This is a genomic window from Polaribacter sp. 20A6, from assembly GCF_011378915.1.
GTDB classification, from domain to species: domain Bacteria; phylum Bacteroidota; class Bacteroidia; order Flavobacteriales; family Flavobacteriaceae; genus Polaribacter; species Polaribacter sejongensis.
On sequence record NZ_WTPZ01000005.1, the window covers coordinates 107898 to 128399 of the forward strand.

The following is a 20502-nucleotide window of genomic DNA, read 5'->3' on the forward strand; positions in this document are numbered from 1 at the left end:
TTTATAGAAATAAAGTAAAAGTTATCCCGCTGAAAAGCGGATTTTAATAATAAATTATTCTCAAATCAATTGAAAAATATAATGCTATTTATATGTGTATTTGCTTTTGTAAAAGTAAATGCACAAACAAAACAAGATGCACCCAAAGTCTATAAAAAACGGGTGCTAGAAACTACCGAAGTAGATTTTTTAACAAGTTACTACTCTCAAGATGGTGATAACGCTGCTGTAAGTGGTGGTATTGGCTCGGAATCGTTAACCGATGTAACCGGAACTTTTGTGGTTTCTATGCCTTTAAACGATGACGATATACTAACTATTGATGCCGGAATTTCTGCATATACATCTGCATCATCTAGTAATATTAATCCTTTTGATGGTGATAACGCAGATCCTTTTCAGGCTTCTTCTGGTGCTTCTAACAGTGATCTTTGGTTTAATTTAACGGGTAGTTATACACATAGTTCAGACGATAGAAATGACATTTGGTCTACCAAACTAGCTATTTCTTCAGAATATGATTATTTCTCTGTAGGTGTTGGCGGAAGCTATACAAAACTTTTCAATCAGAAAAATACAGAAGTAAGCGTGCATGGTAATGTATATATCGATTCTTGGAAATTATTGTATCCCATAGAATTAAGAAGTGCAAATATAGAAGACGGAGAAGACGGTGAAGATAAAGATGATTTCAATTTAGACAAGGCTACCATTACTGGTAATGCTAATTACACGCCTTCTTTTGTTCCTTTAGATGGTACCGCTAGAAACTCGTATTCCGTAGGTTTTGGATTTTCTCAAATACTGCATAAAAATGTACAAGGTTCTTTGGCTTTAGATTTTGTAAAACAAGATGGTTTGCTATCCACCCCTTTTCAAAGAGTTTATTTTAGTGATGTAGCAGATTCTTTTGTAGAGAATTTTCAGCTTGCTGATGATATAGAACGTTTGCCAGATTCTAGATTTAAAGTAGCTGTTGGTGGTCGTTTAAATTGGTATTTAAATGAAATTGTTACGCTTAGGACTTTTTACCGTTATTATTCTGATGATTGGGGAATTTCTTCTAACACGGCAAGCATAGAAATACCTGTAAAAATTACAGATAAATTTACCTTATATCCGTCATACCGCTATTACAACCAAACGGCTGCAGATTATTTTAAACCTAGTCAAACGGCACTTTCTACAGATGAATATTATACGTCTGACTATGATCTCTCTAAATTTACTGCCAATCAATTTGGGTTTGGAGTTTCTTACACCGATATTTTTGCAAAAGCACACATTCGTAATTTTGGTTTAAAAAGTATCGATTTAAAGTTTTATCAGTATGATAGAGACACTTCGTTTAGCTCTAGTATAATTACCGCAGGATTTAAGTTTGTAATGGATTAAATATCATTTATTTAGAAAACTAAAGGTTCCTTTTGATTAGAAAATAATCAAAAGTATTTTTCTATGCCCTTTTTTTTGTTTAAAAATACTAATTTTACAATCTTTCACCCACAAAAAACAAGACTGAATGGCAATTGAAAACATCCCAGAGATATACATAGATAACACTAAAGAGAGTTTAGATTTATTTGTTTATGATTTTAAAATGACTAGTGATGTCGTAAAAAGCAAGGTGAATTTAGGGATGAATATGTTTAGTTTTTTACAAGTTGGTAAAAAACAAGTGCATTTTGCAGATACTGCTATTGCTGTAAACAAAGAACAGTCTTTATTATTAAAAAAAGGAAATTGGCTTTGGACAGAATTACTAGACACAGAAGCTATTTATTACTGTAAACTTTTCTTTTTTTCTGAAAAAAAACTGACTGATTTTTTAAGCAAATACACCAACAACGTAAAACCATACAAAGAAGAATCTGCTTATTTTGTAATAGAAAACGACGATTACATAGCTTCCTTTATCAGCTCTTTATCTTCTAAAACATTTGCCAAAAACAGCTATAGCACTGCCCTACTTTCTTTAAAGTTTGATGAAATCATGCTTTATTTATTAGACAAATATGATACTAAATTCGAGTATTATTTACATTCTTTAATCTCTAAAGAAATATCTCCATTTAAAAAAAACATAGAAAGCAATGTAAATTCTAATTTAAAAATAGAAGAAATTGCTTTTTTGTGTAACATGAGTTTATCAACTTTTAAACGTCATTTTACAGCCGCTTATAACGAACCTCCAGGAAAATGGTTTCAAGACAAACGTCTTCAAAAAGCAAAAACACTCTTACAAGAAGGTACCTTAACTCCATCTGATATTTACCTAGATATTGGCTATAACAACCTGTCTAACTTTAGTATAGCTTTTAAAAACAAGTTCGGAATAAGTCCAACGGATGTTTCTAATTAATCAAACAAACTCTAAGGAACTAACTAACAGTTCGTTATCTAAATATCAACTTATTTACTTCAGCAAGAACACAAGATTGAACCTTTTTCATAAGCTACTGAACCAAATCAATAAATAAAACCTTTAGATACCAACATACATTTGCACCATACTTACAAACAAGATATTTTGTAAGAAATAATGAAACATAAATTAAAATATATAATTATGGCAAATGTAACAAAACCTGTATTTAAAGAAAAGTACGGAAACTTTATTGGCGGTAAATTCGTAGCACCAGTTAAAGGTCAATATTTCGAAAACAGATCTCCAGTAGACGGAAAAGTATTTACACAAGCAGCACGTTCTACACAAGAAGATATCGATCTTGCTTTAGATGCTGCTCACGAAGCTTTCCCAGCATGGAGCAACTCTTCTGCAACAGAACGTAGTAATGCGTTATTAAAAATTGCTCAGGTTATGGAAGATAACTTAGAGTATTTAGCCACTTTAGAAACCATTGATAACGGTAAACCAATTCGTGAATCTCGTGCAGCAGATATTCCTTACTGTATAGATCATTTCCGTTATTTTGCAGGTGTAATTCGTGCAGATGAAGGAAGTATATCAGAACACGATAAAGACACCGTAAGTATCGTTTTACACGAAGCTGTTGGTGTTGTTGGGGAAATTATCCCTTGGAACTTTCCGATGTTAATGTTAGCTTGGAAAATTGCGCCGGCTTTAGCCGCAGGTTGTACAGCGGTTGTTAAACCAGCAGAACAAACTCCAACAAGTGTTATCGCATTAATGGAATTAATTGGAGATATTTTACCAGCAGGTGTCTTAAATATTGTGACTGGTTTTGGTAATGAAGCAGGTGCAGCTTTAGCAACCTCAAATCGTATTGCAAAATTATCTTTTACAGGATCTACAGAAACAGGTCGTAAAGTTTTACACAATGCAGCAGAAAACATTATTCCTGTAACTATGGAATTAGGTGGTAAATCTCCAAATATTTTCTTTCCATCTGTAGCAGCTCAAGACGATGAGTTTTTTAGCAAAGCTATAGAAGGTGCTTTAATGTTCGCTTTAAACCAAGGTGAAATTTGTACATCTCCGTCTCGTATTTTAGTACACGAAGATATTGCAGATCGTTTTGTAGAAAAAATGCAAGAACGTTTAAAATTAGTAAAACCAGGAAACCCATTAGATCCAGAAACCATGATTGGTTCTCAGGTATCTAAAGCACAATACGAAAAAATACTAAACTATATTAAAATTGGTATTGAAGAAGGTGCTGCTGTTTTAGCAGGTGGTGAAGCTGGTAACTATGATGGTGAATTGGCCGAAGGTTACTACGTACAACCAACTGTATTAAAAGGGGATAACAAAATGAGAGTGTTCCAAGAAGAAATTTTTGGACCTGTTGTAGCCTTAACAACCTTTAAAACTACAGAAGAAGCTATTGCTATTGCAAACGACACTCCTTACGGATTAGGTGCTGGTGTTTGGTCTAGAGATGCACACGAATTATACCAAGTACCACGTGCTATACAAGCAGGTAGAGTTTGGGTAAACCAATACAACACCTACCCTGCTCACGCTCCTTTTGGAGGAGTTAAAGAATCTGGTTTCGGACGTGAAAATCACAAAATGGCATTAGATCATTATCGTGTGGTAAAAAACATGTTAATCTCTTATGACAAAAAACCAATGGGCTTCTTTTAAATAAGAAACAACATTCAATTTTTTATTAAACCTCAGATTCGTCTGGGGTTTTTTAATTTTAATTTTAAATTTTAAATTTTAAAAGAATATTCCTTTTAGATACAAAAACAGCCTTTGTTCAATGAACAAAGGCTGTTTTAAAATATTGAAAAAAATTACGTTATGCTGTAATTTCAGTATCTTTAATTTCTACTACTTCAAGATCAAAAACAAGATCTCTACCTGCTAAAGGATGATTCCCATCAATAACAACGCTTGCTTCTTTTACCTCTACAATCATTAAATTCATTTCTTGTCCTTCTGGAGACTTAGAAACCAACCCCATACCAACTTTTGGCTCCATATCTTGTGGAAGATTAGATCTATCAATTTCTTGAATCAATTGATCGTTTACCTCACCATACGCTTCTTCTTTAGCGATAGTAATGGTTTTCTTTTCATTCACTTTCATGTCAATTAAACCTTGCTCAAAACCAGGAATTAACTGTCCTTGTCCTAAAACAAATTCTATTGGCTCTTTTCCTTCAGACGTATCAAAAACTTGTCCATCAGATAATTTACCTGTATAATGTACTTTTACTGTGTTATTCGCTTTTACTTGACTCATACTATAATTAATTTGAAAAAACAGCCGTTGCATAATTCTTACACAAAAACTATTTTAATTTAAACTTACAAACCATTCGCTGCCATAACCAAGCCAAAACCCGACATTTTAATGCCATTTTTTTTAATTCCCGACATTTAAAAATAAAAAATAAAGCGCTATCTCTCTTATAGTAGCAATCGACAAGCTTTCTGTTTTTTTATAAATAAAAAAAGCTGTGTATTATTGCAACCGCAACTTTGTCAGTTTTTGTTTGAAATTAAGACTATTTTATGACAGTTATGTTGTTTTGTAGTCTCCTCCTAAAGTCGGATGATAAATTTAGAGTGTTATTATGGTTGATAATTACCACTCTGCTTGTCTTTTCGACCAAAGTGAGAAATCTCATAAAGTTGCTTTGGTTTATGGTGTCACTGTTATGGGATTTCTCTTAAAATCGAAATGACAAAACTGAGGTGTTTTTAGATTGATGATTACCATTCTGCTTATCTTTTCGAACAAAGGGAGAAATCTCATAAAGTTACTTTGGTTTATGGTGTCACTGTTATGCGATTTCTCTTAAAATCGAAATATCAAAACTGAGTTTTTTTTTTAGATTGATAAGTACCACTCTGCTTGTCTTTTCGACCAGAGGGAGAAATCTCATTAAATTGCTCTGGTTTATGTTTTCACTGTTGTGCGATTTCTCTTAAAATCGGATAACAAATTAGTAAGTTTATTTTACATTTTATGCAATACCTCACGCACTGCTTGTCATTTCGATCAAAGGGAGAAATCTCATAAAGTTGCTCAGGTTCATGCTTTCACTCTTATGCGATTTCTCTTAAAATCGAAATGACAAAACTGAGGCCTTTTTAAGGTTGATAATTAACAAATTACTGTTAATAAATTAATCTCTATAAACCTCATATAAATTGTACTTTTATCCTGAAAAATTCTTCCCTCATTTGCTATGAAAGAATTTCAAACAAAAGACTTAAATAATTGAGCATATTATCCTAATAAAGGATGATATGAGGAATTAAGATAAATATATAAACAAGTTGGCAAACATTAAAAACTGAAAAGATTGAAAGACAAATTATTGAAATTTCTTACTAATTATAGTTTAATAATTGGAGGAGTATTTATGATTCTGATTAGTTTAATAGTTTTAAGAAACGGATATCTTGACAAAAAAATAACAGAAAGGAATAAAACTGTATTGATAAAAGTTATTGACTGTTCTGATTCTGGAAATAATAATTACTTTTTAAAATTTGAATTTAAAGGTAAAACATTCGTAAAAAGAACTAAAGGATTATACTGTAATGAAATCTCTGGAAAAAATGAAACTGAATTATTAAGTAATGAAGATAATGATAGATTTATATTTTTAGATGAATATAAAACTGACAATGATTTCTTTTTTGGTTCAATTTTAGGTTTATTTGGATTATTTGTTATTTACAAAGGGAATAAGAAAAAGAATTGAGAAAATTAGTTTTGAACGTAAAACTGAAAAAGTAATATTTGTAAAAAAAAAGAAGAAAAAAAAACAGGAATATTCTCAAATACATAACTGAAAGATGGGCACTTTTTCTGTTTTCAGGAATTGTATTGTACTTTTTATTTGGAATAATTTTGAGAGGAAACTTAAAGAATTATCTTTTAAATAATAATTCTGAAATAACTAAAGCAATTATCGTTAATGAAGAAAATTATTGGGGGAACAGTCCTGTTTCAAAAAAATTCTCATACTCTTACGAATTCACTGTTGAAGGAAAAATATATAGAGAAGATTCGAGAAATGAAAAAATGAAAATTGGAGATAGTATTTTAATTGAATATTTAAATTCATATCCAAAATTCAGTAGAATAATGAATGAAAAATAAATATATGGAAAGTAACGATTTGCCAACACCGTATAAACTTTATTGCTGGTTTTAGCTCACTTGGGAAATTCCTTCGGAATTTCGCCGTTCGTACTTTATTTACTAAATTCACTGCTTAAACAACGTAACAAAGCTTAAACAACAACGTTAGCAGAAATACCAAACCGAGTAATGTCTAAGATTTAATTTCTATTTTTAAGTTTAAGATTCTTAGTAGATAACCAACACAAAATAGAACCTACACAAACAAGTATTGCACCTTGCCAAAATGATAAACCTAAAGGTGTTGACAATATCATAGAAGAAACTGCTGAAGAAAAAACAGGAATAAAATAAGAAGCTCCAGTCAAAATTGTAACATTTCCTTTCATAATACCAACATTCCAAGCAGCATAACCAAATCCCATACAAATAGCTGCCAAAATCAAATAAATTATTGATTCTAAGTTGAAATTAAAATTAGAAATTTGATTTCCAAACAAAAAGAATTTTACCCAAAGCACAATTGCAACAAGCATAAAGAATAAAGTAATACCATTTATTCCTTTTGCTAATTTTATCGTTACAACACAATAAGCTGACCAGAGAATTACACCTACAAATGCTAAAGTATAACTCAATGGATTACTTTTGATATTTAAAATCATTTGAGAAATATCTATTCCTTCATCACCACCCAAAACCCACATTATTCCAACCATAGAACATAAGATTCCAGGAATGATTAACCAATTAGCCTTTTTTGTATGAAAAACTACTGTTGCAACCATTGTAAAACTTGGCCATAAATAGTTTACCATTCCAATTTCAATTGCTTGTTTTGAATTTTGGGAATAACCAATCGATAATGCAAGACAAATTTCATAAGCAACAATTAAAAATCCACCTAAAATCAAATACTTCTTAGAAAATTTCTTTAGTGGTACCCAACCTACACTAAAAATCAAAAAAAGAAATGCAACTGTATAAATTAACGCAGAACCACCAATTGCACCAAATGAATTACTAACCTCTTTAATTAATGCGACAATAGCACTCCACAAAATTATCGCTGAGAAACCAATTAATGTCCCTTTAGTAATTTGATTCATAAATAAAATCTTGAAAAATTATGAATGCAATTATAGTAAAAAATAGGTACTTCTGCTAACAAAGTACTGTGGTAAAAAACAAGTAAAAACTCATTAATTTTTCACTAAAACAATTCTATAATTATTATCATAAGTTAATCCTAAAAACCTTATATAATTTGTACTTTTATCTTCAAAAATTCTTCACTCATTTGCTATGAAAGAATTTCAAACTAAAAACCAAAATAATTAAGCGAGTTATCCAATATTGTGGAATATGATGAATATATTTAAAATATAAACACGTCAAAAAAAAAAAAATGAAAACAAGAACTATAACAATTACTTTATTATTATTCATCAATTTTATTTATTCACAAAAAGAAGTTATAGCAAATGACTTTGGAAAAAACTTTGATGGAATATCTTTTGGAATATTAAAAAATGATGGATTTGCATTGGTTGATACTCTTGGAAATGTTACGGCTGATAAAATAACATTTAAAAAACACGATAAAAATTTAAACACTTTCACCTTTTATAAAGGTGTTACTTATGATTTCGACAACAATAAAAACTTATATCGATTAATTGATTTCAATAAAAATCCAATTTCCGAATATAAATTTAAAGAAATACAACCATTCATTACTGATAATACTTGGGCAATTACTAAAGATGATAAAGAAGTCTTTATTGACTTACAAGGAAACGTAATATGTAATTACAACAAAAAGGAAATAAACAAACAATTAGGTATTACTGAATTATCTTCAAGCATGAAAATTTTTAAAGCTCTGAGTAATAAAAAAGTTGAAGTGTTTTATGATGGTTTAAAACAAATTACGAATCTAAAAACTAAAAAAATAGGCTTCATAAATAAATCTAATAAAATTGTAATTTCACCCTATTATGACAAATCTTCAAACTTTTCAAATGGTTTAGTCGCGGTTTGTAAATTATCAGGAAACAGTTACTTATGGGGATTTATTGATTCAAAAAATAATGAAATAATTCCTTTTAAGTATACAAAAAAGCCTGGTGATTTCTATTCTAATCGAGCTATTGTAGTGAATAAAAAAGGAAAAAAAGGATACATTGACAATAATGGTGAATTAATTATTCCTGCAAAATATGATGTAGTAACTGATTTTTATAAAGGTTATGCTTTAGTTAAAGACAGTTATTATTCTTCAGAAATTAATTTAATTGACATAAATGGTAAAATTATCAATTCATTTGATAAAGAAATTGAAGTAAAAGCTACTAAATCAAATTTAATTTCTCTAGTTAATGAACAAAAAACAATTGCAATTTTAAGGACTAATAGAAAAACAGTAATTATAAATTCTAAAAAGGAAATTTTAAGTAAACCATTTGCCAAAATAATAAACTTAATAAACGGAAAAGCTTTTGCTATAAACTATGATTCTAAAGGAATTAGTGAAAAAGGGTTAATAAACACAAAAGGGGAGTTTATAGTTAAAATTATAGAATCGGAGTTCTAAAAATTACTTTACCTGGCACCATGAATTAAAAATGGATGAATTAACGTTTAACTAAAAGCAGTTGCTCTTTTTTTACAAACAACAATTTTCCATCTAAAAATAGCCGTTCACAAAAACCGAAACTTTCATTTAACAACAATGTTAAAAACACAAAACCACCATCAAAAATGCCAACAAAAATCATAGACATTAACGAATCTACTATAAAAAGTTACGTAGAATACTTAAGACCAGAAGATTTAGAAATTAGAAAACAAATAGATATTGGCTATACTTATGATGGTAAATCGGTCATTCTGTTTCAAATAAGACCACAATGGAACAACCCAGAACAGAAATTACAAATTGATTTCGCTAAAATTACGCGTATAAAGTCTAAAAAAATATGGAAACTCTATTGGATGCGTTCCAACGAAAAATGGACGCTCTATGAACCATTTTCAGAAGCTACACATTTAAGTGAAATTATTGCAATTATTAAAAAAGATGAACACGGTTGCTTTTTTGGGTAATAGAAATCTCTTTTTAATTGCATAAATTTGAATTTTAAATAAGTAATATATATGGTGAAGCCTTTCGACTACAATCAATACAAGATTCAGTCTAAACCTATATAAAAGCCAATTTTTAAACGATTAAAAAATAAGACGTTATTTATCTACCAACGAGCAATGGAGACAACAAAACAACACATAATTAAAGAAATTGCACAAGATTTAGATTGTGGTAGTGAATGCTATTATAATTTTAAAACACATGAAATTATAGCAATTCCAGATTTCTCACAAGTATTTGATGAAGATGTATTTAAAGAGGCTTTTGGTGAAGCTTTAGAAAGGGTTGAGCAACAAAAAGCAGATTTCATAAAAATTGAACCTTTAGAAAGTTCCGAATCCTTTAAAATAATGGAAGACTTTGCAGTACAATTAAACGATTTAATTTTTAAGGAGGAATTACAAAGTGTTTTGCAAAGAAAAAAACCATTTCAGAATTTTAAACATCAAATAGAACAATCTAATTTTAGACAAGATTGGTTTGATTTTAAACAACTCGAACTAGAGAAAATAGTCGCAAAAAAATTACACTAAAACTAATGAACTCTAAAGGATTTATAGCAACTTTAGGATAATAGATTCCTTTTTAATTCCTTATAAAATAAAGTTTATAAAAAAAATAAGCGAAATGCACTTTAGTACATTTCGCCTTAAATAAATTTTTATTTACAAAGTTATTCTACCAATACAAAGTTGCCCTGATTAACAAAATAAATAGAGCTATCTATACTTGTCCCTATAATTTGGGCTACATTATTACCAGCGGATACGGTAACAGGTAAAAGCTTACTTGTAACTTCTGTGAATGTTGTATTATAAACAACATCGTTTATCGTATACGCTATTTTTGTAGGCTCTAAACTTCCTTTCCCTACTTTTTCAGTTTCAATTTTAACTCCATAATTCAAATTTAAATCTAAACACTCTCCTTCTAAAATTTCTGAACCATCAGCATAAACAAAACTTATTTTTGAAGCTGTAATTTCAGAACTGCAATACTCGACATCAATACTTATGGAGTTACCACTTTCTACCAATTGTGCTACATTAGTTCCGTTTATAAAATTTAATGGAATTATTTTGGTTCCTAATTCGGTAAACGTAACACTATAAACAACTCCATTTATTGTATATTCAATTATTTCTTTAGATCTAAATTCTCCATTATTAGACAAAAGCGTTATTTGAAGTGCGTACGTGCTATTTGAATCTAAGCACTCCTCTTTAACAAGTGTAGTACCATCACTATTCACAAATAAAATTTCAGGATCTAAAAGTTGAAAATCATCTTCTTTTGAACAACCTAAAACTAGTATTAACAATACGGTTAAGACTAATATATTATATCTTTTAATTTTCATAATTATTCTTTTAAATTGATGATAATTTCTTTAACATTTCCGCCTACTTTAATCGTATAAACACCTGTTTCTAGATTGCTAAAAGTTGTTTCTCCATTATTTATGTTTTGAGTAGCATACGCAATGCCTGCTTTACTTAAAACCACCTCTTCATTATTTTTAGTAAAAAGTACCTTAATAGCGCCTCCTTTATAACAAACGGCATCTTTCTTATAAAATAGTGCAGTACCTAAACTAGAATTAACAGTAACCAACCATTGTTTTAAAACTGATTGATCTGCAGAAAGTACTTGAAACTCTACTGGATAACTATAATCCATTAAATTATTACCAGACACTATATTTTCAGTTCCTATAAATAATTTTGAATTTGTAGTGAGCTCAAATAAAGCACTTAGAGACGTAATATCAATTTTGTTATCTAAATCAATCGAAATTTTATTTCCAGAAATTGACAGATCATTAGCTATTACATCCTTAAATTTAAAATCTATTATTTCAGCACTTGAACTCAATGCAGGACTAGCCAGACTATATGCTTGAAATAGATTTCCATAATGTTCATTAATTTCAAACTTTTCTTTTTTTATAACATTTTTAACGGTATTATTTGCCGAGTCATAAATTTTAAAATTTATAACTTCTTCATTCGCATTAGAAAAAACAGTTAAATAGGCATAATACCGATTTTTACTAGCTACATAAATTAGATTTGTAACACCTCTACATTCTCCGTTTACAAAGGCAGCAACTTTATCATTTGTATTTGCCAAATCTGCTCCATCAATATTTACAAATGTTACAAAAGACATCGTATATTCAAAATTATTCTCATTAACAAACCAACTATCTGGTGATTGCCCAAATATATTGACACTTAAAAAAAACAATAGAATAGAACTATATATATAATTTTTCATTTTTATCCTTTTTTTAAAGTAGTGCTTAAACATTTATATATTTAAGCACTACATTGGTTTAATACTATTTTTTAACAATTTTAATAATCATTTTTTTCTCTTTCATATTAACATGCAATAAATAAGTACCTAGGGCAACCTTAGGTGAAATGTTTATCCTATTTATCCCCAATAACATTTGTTTTTCTTGAGAAAAAACTAATTGTCCAGACACATTAAACAATTGAATTAATGCTTTTTGACTTGTTAAAGCATTAACACTAATTGTGAGGTCATTTAAAAATGGATTAGGAAAAACAGCTAATTCATCAGAAAACAATTCTAAAACGATTGGATCTTTTACAGTACCAAGTACATTATTACTTTTAAAGCTTATTGTATTAGTAGTTATTTTTTTAGCTTGATTATTATTTACATAAAACACTAAATCATCTTCTACATCACCATAAATAGTAATAAAACTTAACTCTTTATCTTGTACAATTTGTGTTTTAGAAACACCTCTTAAAACACCCTTTGTATCATAAATAAGCACCTCATCAAATCCTTCAGGCAATTGAACAACAGCGTTCATGTTTTCTGAATATTTCATAAATGTTACTGAAATATCTGGTTGCTCTGCCTCTAGACTTAACATAACCGACTTATTTCCCACAGATTTCGCTAAATAACTAGGATAGGTAAATGTTTGGTTTTTACTAGATCTTATCATATACCCTGCTCCGGAAACTAAATAATTTAGAGTTCCGTTCCAACCATTTATTGGATCATAAATTGCAAATAAATTTTGCGATTTAATTACATCTCCTTCAATGGCATCAAAATAAGCCAATGCTTCATTGGTTAATTGATTTCCTTTAAAAGGATAAGGTAACCAGTTCCAATTTTCTTTCATTGGAAAACTCCAATTTGAAATATTAACAGGCATTCCTTTTATATTTAATGATTGTTGATTCGCAAACCTAACTTTATACATTTTAGTCGTAGAAAAGCCTCCATTTGCACTTATGCTTCCAGACCAAGTGCTATTTGAAGCCACTGAATTGTCTTTATAATACGTTTCTAATTCTGATGGTGAATGGCTAAGCATTCTATCATCTGTTTCTAAACTTAAACCTTGTGTTAAGGCATTAAGGTTCGTAAAATTTGAATCATTTACGTTTAACGAAACCCAAGTCCAACCTTTATTAAGGCTAATTTCTTGAACCAAAATATCAGAATTTTCAAAAATCATTGGATTACTTAAACTACCTACTACTTCATTTTCTTTAAAAGTAATGGTTGCGCTTCCATCTATTTCTGCTTCAATAATTTTACCTTGTGATGCGTCCCAAATACTAAATTTAATAGCTTCACCATAAATTACATTGCTGTACACAGTTATATAAACAAAATATTCTTTAAAGGCTTCGTTATAAACTAAAGTTCCAGAACCTCTAACTTCACCATTTAAAAAGGCTCCAAGTTTATCATAAGAGTCTTCTGAAAATTGACCATCAATTTTTAGGCGTCCAACAATATTCATACTATAATCAAAATCGGTTGGATTTATATTCCAATTTGGTTCTTTTTCTAGTACTCTTAATTTAATTTGTAGTTTTTCGTCGAAACCAAAATCTGTTTGTAAATATAAATTTTCGAGATATTCACCTGGCGTTAACTCCTTGTCTATAGTAGCAAATATGTTAATTTTACTATCTGGTTGTAATGTACCTGAGGTACTGCTTAATTTTAGCCAACTTGGAATGTTTGTAATATTAAATGGCTGTCCTTTACCTCCTTTGTTTATTAACGAAATTTCAAAAGTTTTTTCTTCTCCAGTATATTTTTCAATATCAACAATTTCGTTATAACCTTCAGCAAACCAACTTACTTCGTTACGCTTTACATATGCGGTCCAAGTTATTGGAGATTGTTGCCTGTTATTTGCACTATCAAACATTCTGTGAACAGTAATATCTAGAATCTGACCTTCTAATGAAGCCCAATCTGTAACAACGGGTTCTATAATCATTTCACTTCCATTTATAACGCGCGTTACACCAAATTTAATAAGTTCTCTTTCTGGTTTAATTGGCGGTACATCAGTCGCATAATTTACAACACCATTATTTAACAATGCTAAACTTGCCGCTGTTGTTTCATTAACATCAGCATGAAAATATCTTGGCCCTTTTCCATTTTCCGGATCTGGTGCATTCATTTTAGCATACAGCATTAAACCAATACTTTCTACGTCCACTTCATTAAATCTATCTCTACTAATTTGGGCTACATTTCGTAAAGTATTCCACATTCTAAATTCATCAATTTTACCCGTAAATGCATTATCAACAGTTACATTTCCTGCTAAATCTGAAGAACCTCTTGCTCCAATCCAAATTTTATTTCCAGAGAAACCTCCTATATCAGACATTATATTTGAAGAAACTGGCTCAGCATCTACATAGGTGCGTAAAGAACCTATCCTATTAAACAATAAAGTTACATGGTGCCAATTATTATCTGAGATCGGCTTACTAGTTAATACATAGGCACTTCCTTCGTTTTCAAAAGTTAACATCCCTGATGCTTTTAAATTGATTGCCCATTTATTTGCCCGTCCATTGGATTGTATAATATCTGAACCATCTCCTTTACCATTTGAAAATAAAGTGGCATCATGTCCACTTTCGGTTTTCATCCAAAATGAAATTGTTGCATCCATTTCATTGGTTAATTGTACTAAACCAACATTATCTAAAGTTAAATATTGGTCATTTTTAAACTCATAAGAATTTCCTTTTGGTTTTATATCCCAATCTGCATTTACCTCTAAATGTTTATATCTAGACAAATCATTAGCGACTATACCTCTACCTTCATCCATTGGCCAATAACCAATTAATTTAGATTCGTTACCAATAAGTTTATCGTACATTCTAGCATAAGCATTTTCTAAATTAATGGTTTTATTCCATAAACGAAGTTCACTTATATTACCTACAAAAGTATTACCACCTATTATTATTGGATTATTATTCGTAAAATCTATATTCGCAGTACCAGTAGTTCCACCAATTTGGGTGTCATCTTGAAAAATACTAATTTCTCCAGAACTGTTTTTATGAGTAAATGTGTAATGATGAAATAATCCATCATTTGCAATTCCTCCATTGGCTTTTATGCCGCCAATTTCAAAAGTAATTTCACCATTATTTAAACCAATATTTAACCCTCCATCTTGTTTTAGTATTGTTGCATTTCCTACAACAGTATTGTTATTCATCCAAAACTCTAACGTTAAATCTCCTGCTGTAATTTTAGGGTTGTTGATTATTCCTGTATTCTCTTGTCCTTCAAAATACAGTGAAACATTATGATTTATTGGTAACTGATTTGTTTGTCCTTTTATTTCAATAGTACTTATTGCAGAGTTGTAAAAAATAGGTTCGTTAAAACTTACTTTTAAATCTTCTCCAACACCCAAAATACCATCAATTGGCAATGGCGTCCCAAATCTTTGCGGACTTGTTAAATCTACCCTACCTTTTACAACTTCCGAAATATATTCGGTATCGTTTGTACAGGTACTTCTTGCCCTTAGCTCATATTCTCCATCTTGCAATTGCAGTCCAATAATATCTAAGGCGTAATTTAGTACTGCTCCATCAATTAATTCAATTTCAGTTTCATTAGCTGCTATAGCTTCATCATAAAAAACTTGATTTGTATAATAAGTTTTTAATCGTGTCCAAGTTGGAGATGATGCTAAACGATATTCTAAATCTAGTTTTTGAAAACTATCGAAACCTGTATTAAAACTCTCTAATTTAACTTGTATTGGGTTTACCGATTCATCTATATTATAGGCAGTACTATTGTTATATACCCAGTTATTTAATGGAGCCGTTACTTCTACCTCCGAACAAGAAGGTACAAATTGAGCTGACAATACTACATCATCAAAAACACTACTGTCACATCTTGATTGTAATATTATTCTAATATCCTTATAATCATACACATCAGAAATTGACTTTCCTAGTGTTAAAGTATATTTCACTTTTTCTCCGTATGGTACATTTACTATGGTTCCATTTTGCTCTATGTTTATTAATGCATTATTAGGGTTACTTAAATTATCAACTAATAATTCAAAATATACATCGGTTTCAGAAACGCTATTATTTTCGAGTATTAAGGTAAATTCTGCATTTTTTCTTTCTGGAACATTGGTAACATCAGCAACCTCAACACTTATTAAAGGCAATTCAACACGCTGTGTTGCATAACTTAATTGCTCTCTTTTATCTTCTGGCAATTTAAAAATTTGAGTTGCATTTGGGTTATAATCTGCATTGTTATAAAATATGGAAAACTCCGCACCTTCATAAGGGCAGGAAGTTCTTCCTCCAATAGTACTAAAAACTGGTCCATTTCCGTCATACATATTTACAACATCTATACTTAATAGATTTGCAGGATCTGTATCGTTTAACGTATAACTAATATTAGTTGTTGTACTGTGTTGGTTACTAGTTGTACTGGTAATATTCTGTTCTAGTTTCCCTCCAATTTTTTTAACCCATCCAATTCCATCTAGTGTTAATCCTAATTGTGCTGCTACAGATTGTTCTAGCTTAAAATTAAGTTTATGTGAACTCCCTATAACCGAACTCGTTTCAACACTTCTTGTAAATTGGCCAACACCAGCATCAAAAGAAACGTTATCTAGTATACCGCTGTTTATTTTAGCTTTTAGTTCGGTTGAAGTACCATCTAAATTAACTAACAATTCATTTTTATAATTTTCTAAATCGTTTTTAGCTCTGTATTTACTTCTTTCATTATTTAAAATAATGGTTCTCCATAAATGAATCTGGTCTTCATATTGTTTTTTTGTAAGTGCTGGTGCTGAACCATTACTTGTTGGATTATCATAATTAGCAATAATTAATTCTAATTCTGGAATTAAAGTTTCAAGAATATGTTTTTGTGAAAAAACAAAGAATGTTTCAGAAGGTTCTTCAGAAAAATACATTGCTTTCTGTTTGCTTATATATATACTTTCTCCAGTAGAATTGGTTAATTTAAAGGAATCTGCACCTCCTTTAATTTCTTTAGAAGATTGCACATCATCATAAGATCCATAAAAATAATTTGTTGAATTACCAATATACAAATCACCATCGGAACCAACATACGCTGGATCTGAACTAGTAGAAATTGTTTGGGTAAATGAATATGTCTTGGTTAAGTTTTCTCCAAATGCAGAAGAATGTGTAACAGACAAACCAATATCTACATCAGCAATTGTTTTAACTTCAGTTATTGGGCCTAGTAAACCACCTCCAAATTTAAAAATCTTACCTAGGGAATTTTTAACACCCGTTGAAACACCTTCAGAAGTTACAAACTCGCTACTAGAAGTAACAGAAAAACTCTCCCCACTCTGAATTGACGCTGAACTATTTGACCCTGGTGGATCGCGTAAAATAATATCTGGAACATCTGGAGCAGCTGTTACAAATGTTTGACTACCATCTGATTGCCCTCCTAAAACGATTCCTATTTTATCATAGTTTTCAGCATCATAATCTACACCATTTATTCTATATTTTATATCTATGTTTCTTGTAAATGGAGATGAAATAGAAGGCATACCTCCTTTAAATGAATATTTAATAATACTTTGATCGTCTGGATCTCTTTCTACCGTTTCAGAACCAGGAAATGCCAAATTATTAGTCGGTTTAAATTCGCCATCAATAATAGGAACAATGTCTTCAATATCTGTACCTGAGTCTTTATTAATATAACGCTCAAAACTTTTTAAGTTAATACTATACTGTCCAAATTGTTGATAAACTCGGTATTGAAAACCATCAGTACTTATTTTCTCACCTTCAATAGTAACTGTTTTTTCTGAAGTCTGTTCCTCAATACTTAAAACAGGTGTGGTTCTATAGGTAAAACTTTTTTCGTAATGATAAGGTGCTCCAAGTTCAAAAGTCTGATCTGGATACTCAAATTCTGGGAGTGATAAATTTTCTACTTTAGAGACATCAACCGTTTCGGTGGTTGTTAAAATACTTATTCCAGTATTATTTTTTATTCTTAATCCATTCAGTTGATGTATTTCATATTTTAAAGGCATTACTGCAACTCTGTATTCTCCTGTTTCCTCGTTAGTTTCAAAATTAAACTCAGTTTCTATTTCGCTTACAGTAGCCCCAGGTGGAATATAACCTAATTTAATTGCAGCTACACCAATGTTATTTTTAGCACTTATAGTTAATGTTTTGGGTTTACCATCTACATTAACTTGTTTTTGAAATAAGCCTTGTGCACCAAATCCAATAGATTTAGCAGCTTCTACACTACCACCAACAACTTTACCGACAATAGTAACTCTAGTACTATCTACAAAAACAACAGCCTCATTTGAGTCTTCAAAAAACTCTTTAAAAGTTCCAGATTCGGCAGGAAACCTACCTTCATATTTAAATTCGTGACCATCTTTTTTAACGGTTATATAATGTTTCCCGATAGGAACTTGAATATCAAAATACCCATAAAGACCATCTGCAGATTTAGAGATTACAGGTAAATTATTTTCATCTAAAACAATATTACCATCTATATATACATTTACATCGTTCGAATAAATGGTAGCATATTTTTCGTATCTATTTGTTTCTGAATTATACCAATATTCACCTTTACTTAATTTACCATCACTTAAAGTTTCATAATAATTATACCCTTCACCAATAATTTTATTAGCTGCAATATATTCATCCCCATCATTTACTTGGATTGTAGGTGTTGTTTCAACAAATGACTTAAAAACACCTCTAGTGTCATATAATATTTTTCCTTTAAAACTAAAGGAAGAGACATCTGTAAAATCTACTTTATTAACTACCTCTGAACCTTGACCTAAAAACACTAATTGTTGGTTAGGTTCAAATTTATGTACGCCATATAATGGAGTAATATTAAAAGATTCTCCTGTACCAGAATATGGAATAGCAGTAATTTCGTAATTTCCATTAACATCGGTTACCCCTAAAATGCCCAACTGATCTGAAGTTGGAAAGTTTCCTGTGCCTGTAGACCATAAAACTTTTTCAGCTACTGGAGTAGCAACCTCATATAATTTTCCGTGATTTTTATTGTAGTTAAAACCATCTCTAGATAAATCATATGCAAAAGAACCCACTTTTTCATTGGACCTTAAATAGGAAACCAGTCTAACATCATTACCACTAATATAGCGAGTATAATCTGTTCTAATAGTTGTTGAATTTAAAGCTGATTTCCAAATTCTAATTTCATCAATAAAACTACCATTTTGTCCACCAACATATACATTATTCCATTCTGTAGATGAACCACCAATATTTAACGTTGTAGTTTGTGTTGGAATGGTTACATTAAAATAGGGCGCAGTATAACTAGTATCATTATCTACTAATTTTTCATTAACATTATTTTTATAAACTTCCGTAATTCCTCTACCATTTACATATAATGAAGGTACACTGTCGTTTTGCATTACTACTGAAAAATGTACAAATGAATTATTAAATTCTGTTACTGGAGTCATAATATCTTCTCCTTTAGAGTTTAATTTACCTGATGGATAATAATTATGTAATTTGTATTCACTGCCATCTATATTTACTACTAATTCTTTTGCAGAAGCTAATAAATTTACGCTCACATTAATAATATCTCCACCTAGATTTGATAGTTTAAACAAATTAATAGGAGTACCTGTATCGTTTGTAAAACTATTTTCTGGTTTTAGCCAAGCCTGCAATGTTGCAGCATCTGTTATAGAATTATTTAAATTTTCAATTTTAATATTACCTGTTGCAGGAACTTTTAACGAGCTACCAGCATTTACACTACTTCCTTCTGAGCTGGCACGTACAATAACATCTTTTACTGGATTTCCTCCTCTGTAACTTACATTTCCTGTAACAACTGCCGTAGGACTTCGATAACCAATACCAGAAATATAATTACTGTAAATAGTTTCCACTTCACTAATTCCCTCTGCAACAATCTTGTACTCATACAAAACTCCGCCTTCTACATATTTATCTTCATAACTTGTTTCGCTTTTAGAAGCACTTGCAACAAATTCGTATCCATTATTCTGATCTTCTTGAACTGTTACATATTCTTTATATTCTCTCTTGTATATTTTAATACTAGTTATAATATCAAAATTTGCCTTTAAATCCCAGTTTATTAAAATTTTATCTCCAAAATATCCTTTTGAAACATCAAAATTTTCTTCAGTAAAAGTTGAAAATAAATACAATACATCCCAGGGAAAACGTATATCATATGGGTTAACTTTACGTTTAACGTTATTAAAATTCTGTCCTAAATAAGGAACTCCAACTTGAATTGTAAATCCTTTATTTTGTATGGCTTGTGAAACAGGTACTATTCTAGCCCCATCATCTTGTTGTGCCCATATTCCTGTAACCAGAAACATGAAGCCTAATGCTATAATTATTTTTTTCATAATTA

13 protein-coding genes are annotated in these 20502 nt (G+C 30.2%); 8 read left to right on the forward strand and 5 right to left on the reverse strand.

Going from position 1 to position 20502, the window contains the following annotated elements; all coding sequences use genetic code 11:
• The first annotated feature begins 81 nt into the window (after window positions 1-81).
• From GQS57_RS12955 to GQS57_RS12965, 3 genes are all read left to right on the forward strand, one after another.
• Window positions 82-1395, forward strand: coding sequence for a DUF3570 domain-containing protein (locus GQS57_RS12955; RefSeq protein ID WP_165733281.1), 1314 nt, complete (start codon window positions 82-84; stop codon window positions 1393-1395).
• 127 nt (window positions 1396-1522) lie between these two features.
• Window positions 1523-2362, forward strand: coding sequence for an AraC family transcriptional regulator (locus GQS57_RS12960; RefSeq protein ID WP_165733282.1), 840 nt, complete (start codon window positions 1523-1525; stop codon window positions 2360-2362).
• Window positions 2363-2569: 207 nt separating this feature from the next.
• The gene (locus tag GQS57_RS12965) at window positions 2570-4072 is read left to right on the forward strand and encodes an aldehyde dehydrogenase family protein (RefSeq protein ID WP_165733283.1); all 1503 of its coding nucleotides are present in this window, start codon (window positions 2570-2572) and stop codon (window positions 4070-4072) included.
• Window positions 4073-4232: 160 nt separating this feature from the next.
• Here the strand turns inward: GQS57_RS12965 and GQS57_RS12970 are convergent, their stop codons facing one another.
• A complete protein-coding gene (locus GQS57_RS12970) occupies window positions 4233-4679 on the reverse strand; it encodes a peptidylprolyl isomerase (protein WP_165733284.1) in 447 nt (148 codons plus the stop codon).
• A 1069-nt stretch (window positions 4680-5748) separates the two neighbouring features.
• On the opposite strand from GQS57_RS12970, the gene GQS57_RS12975 reads away from it, so the two are divergent.
• Together GQS57_RS12975 and GQS57_RS12980 are read left to right on the forward strand one after the other, a co-directional pair.
• Window positions 5749-6153: a hypothetical protein gene (locus GQS57_RS12975; protein ID WP_165733285.1), complete on the forward strand. Its 405-nt coding sequence runs from the start codon at window positions 5749-5751 to the stop codon at window positions 6151-6153.
• Between the two features lie 149 nt (window positions 6154-6302).
• Window positions 6303-6554 carry a hypothetical protein gene (locus tag GQS57_RS12980; RefSeq protein WP_165733286.1) on the forward strand — a complete coding sequence of 84 codons (252 nt, stop codon included), beginning with the start codon at window positions 6303-6305 and terminating at the stop codon, window positions 6552-6554.
• A gap of 182 nt (window positions 6555-6736) precedes the next feature.
• On the opposite strand, the gene yddG is transcribed toward GQS57_RS12980, so the two are convergent.
• Window positions 6737-7645, reverse strand: coding sequence for an aromatic amino acid DMT transporter YddG (yddG, locus tag GQS57_RS12985; protein WP_165733287.1), 909 nt, complete (start codon window positions 7643-7645; stop codon window positions 6737-6739).
• A gap of 299 nt (window positions 7646-7944) precedes the next feature.
• Here yddG and GQS57_RS12990 point away from each other — a divergent pair, with 299 nt between their 5' ends.
• The 3 genes from GQS57_RS12990 to GQS57_RS13000 all read left to right on the forward strand — a co-directional run bounded on the left by GQS57_RS12990 (window position 7945) and on the right by GQS57_RS13000 (window position 10220).
• Window positions 7945-9132, forward strand: coding sequence for a WG repeat-containing protein (locus tag GQS57_RS12990; protein ID WP_165733288.1), 1188 nt, complete (start codon window positions 7945-7947; stop codon window positions 9130-9132).
• Window positions 9133-9299: 167 nt separating this feature from the next.
• Entirely contained in the window at window positions 9300-9644 is a 345-nt protein-coding gene (locus tag GQS57_RS12995) for a DUF3024 domain-containing protein (protein WP_165733289.1), read from the forward strand.
• 159 nt (window positions 9645-9803) lie between these two features.
• Window positions 9804-10220, forward strand: coding sequence for a UPF0158 family protein (locus GQS57_RS13000; RefSeq protein WP_165733290.1), 417 nt, complete (start codon window positions 9804-9806; stop codon window positions 10218-10220).
• A 140-nt stretch (window positions 10221-10360) separates the two neighbouring features.
• Here GQS57_RS13000 and GQS57_RS13005 read toward each other — a convergent pair whose 3' ends face one another.
• From GQS57_RS13005 to GQS57_RS13015, 3 genes are all read right to left on the reverse strand, one after another.
• A complete protein-coding gene (locus GQS57_RS13005; RefSeq protein WP_165733291.1) occupies window positions 10361-11047 on the reverse strand; it encodes a hypothetical protein in 687 nt (228 codons plus the stop codon).
• A 2-nt stretch (window positions 11048-11049) separates the two neighbouring features.
• Window positions 11050-11967 carry a hypothetical protein gene (locus tag GQS57_RS13010; RefSeq protein ID WP_165733292.1) on the reverse strand — a complete coding sequence of 306 codons (918 nt, stop codon included), beginning with the start codon at window positions 11965-11967 and terminating at the stop codon, window positions 11050-11052.
• A 64-nt stretch (window positions 11968-12031) separates the two neighbouring features.
• On the reverse strand, window positions 12032-20497 hold the full coding sequence (locus GQS57_RS13015; protein WP_165733293.1) for a LamG-like jellyroll fold domain-containing protein: 8466 nt from the start codon (window positions 20495-20497) through the stop codon (window positions 12032-12034).
• Window positions 20498-20502: the final 5 nt, after the last annotated feature.

Coding starts and splice junctions, on each gene's coding strand:
- GQS57_RS13015 (WP_165733293.1), bottom strand. CDS start 20,497: ATGAAAAAAATAATTATAGCATTAGGCTTCATGTTTCTGGTTACAGGA.
- GQS57_RS13000 (WP_165733290.1), top strand. CDS start 9,804: ATGGAGACAACAAAACAACACATAATTAAAGAAATTGCACAAGATTTA.
- GQS57_RS12955 (WP_165733281.1), top strand. CDS start 82: ATGCTATTTATATGTGTATTTGCTTTTGTAAAAGTAAATGCACAAACA.
- GQS57_RS12960 (WP_165733282.1), top strand. CDS start 1,523: ATGGCAATTGAAAACATCCCAGAGATATACATAGATAACACTAAAGAG.
- GQS57_RS12995 (WP_165733289.1), top strand. CDS start 9,300: ATGCCAACAAAAATCATAGACATTAACGAATCTACTATAAAAAGTTAC.
- GQS57_RS13010 (WP_165733292.1), bottom strand. CDS start 11,967: ATGAAAAATTATATATATAGTTCTATTCTATTGTTTTTTTTAAGTGTC.
- GQS57_RS12990 (WP_165733288.1), top strand. CDS start 7,945: ATGAAAACAAGAACTATAACAATTACTTTATTATTATTCATCAATTTT.
- yddG (WP_165733287.1), bottom strand. CDS start 7,645: ATGAATCAAATTACTAAAGGGACATTAATTGGTTTCTCAGCGATAATT.
- GQS57_RS12965 (WP_165733283.1), top strand. CDS start 2,570: ATGGCAAATGTAACAAAACCTGTATTTAAAGAAAAGTACGGAAACTTT.
- GQS57_RS13005 (WP_165733291.1), bottom strand. CDS start 11,047: ATGAAAATTAAAAGATATAATATATTAGTCTTAACCGTATTGTTAATA.
- GQS57_RS12970 (WP_165733284.1), bottom strand. CDS start 4,679: ATGAGTCAAGTAAAAGCGAATAACACAGTAAAAGTACATTATACAGGT.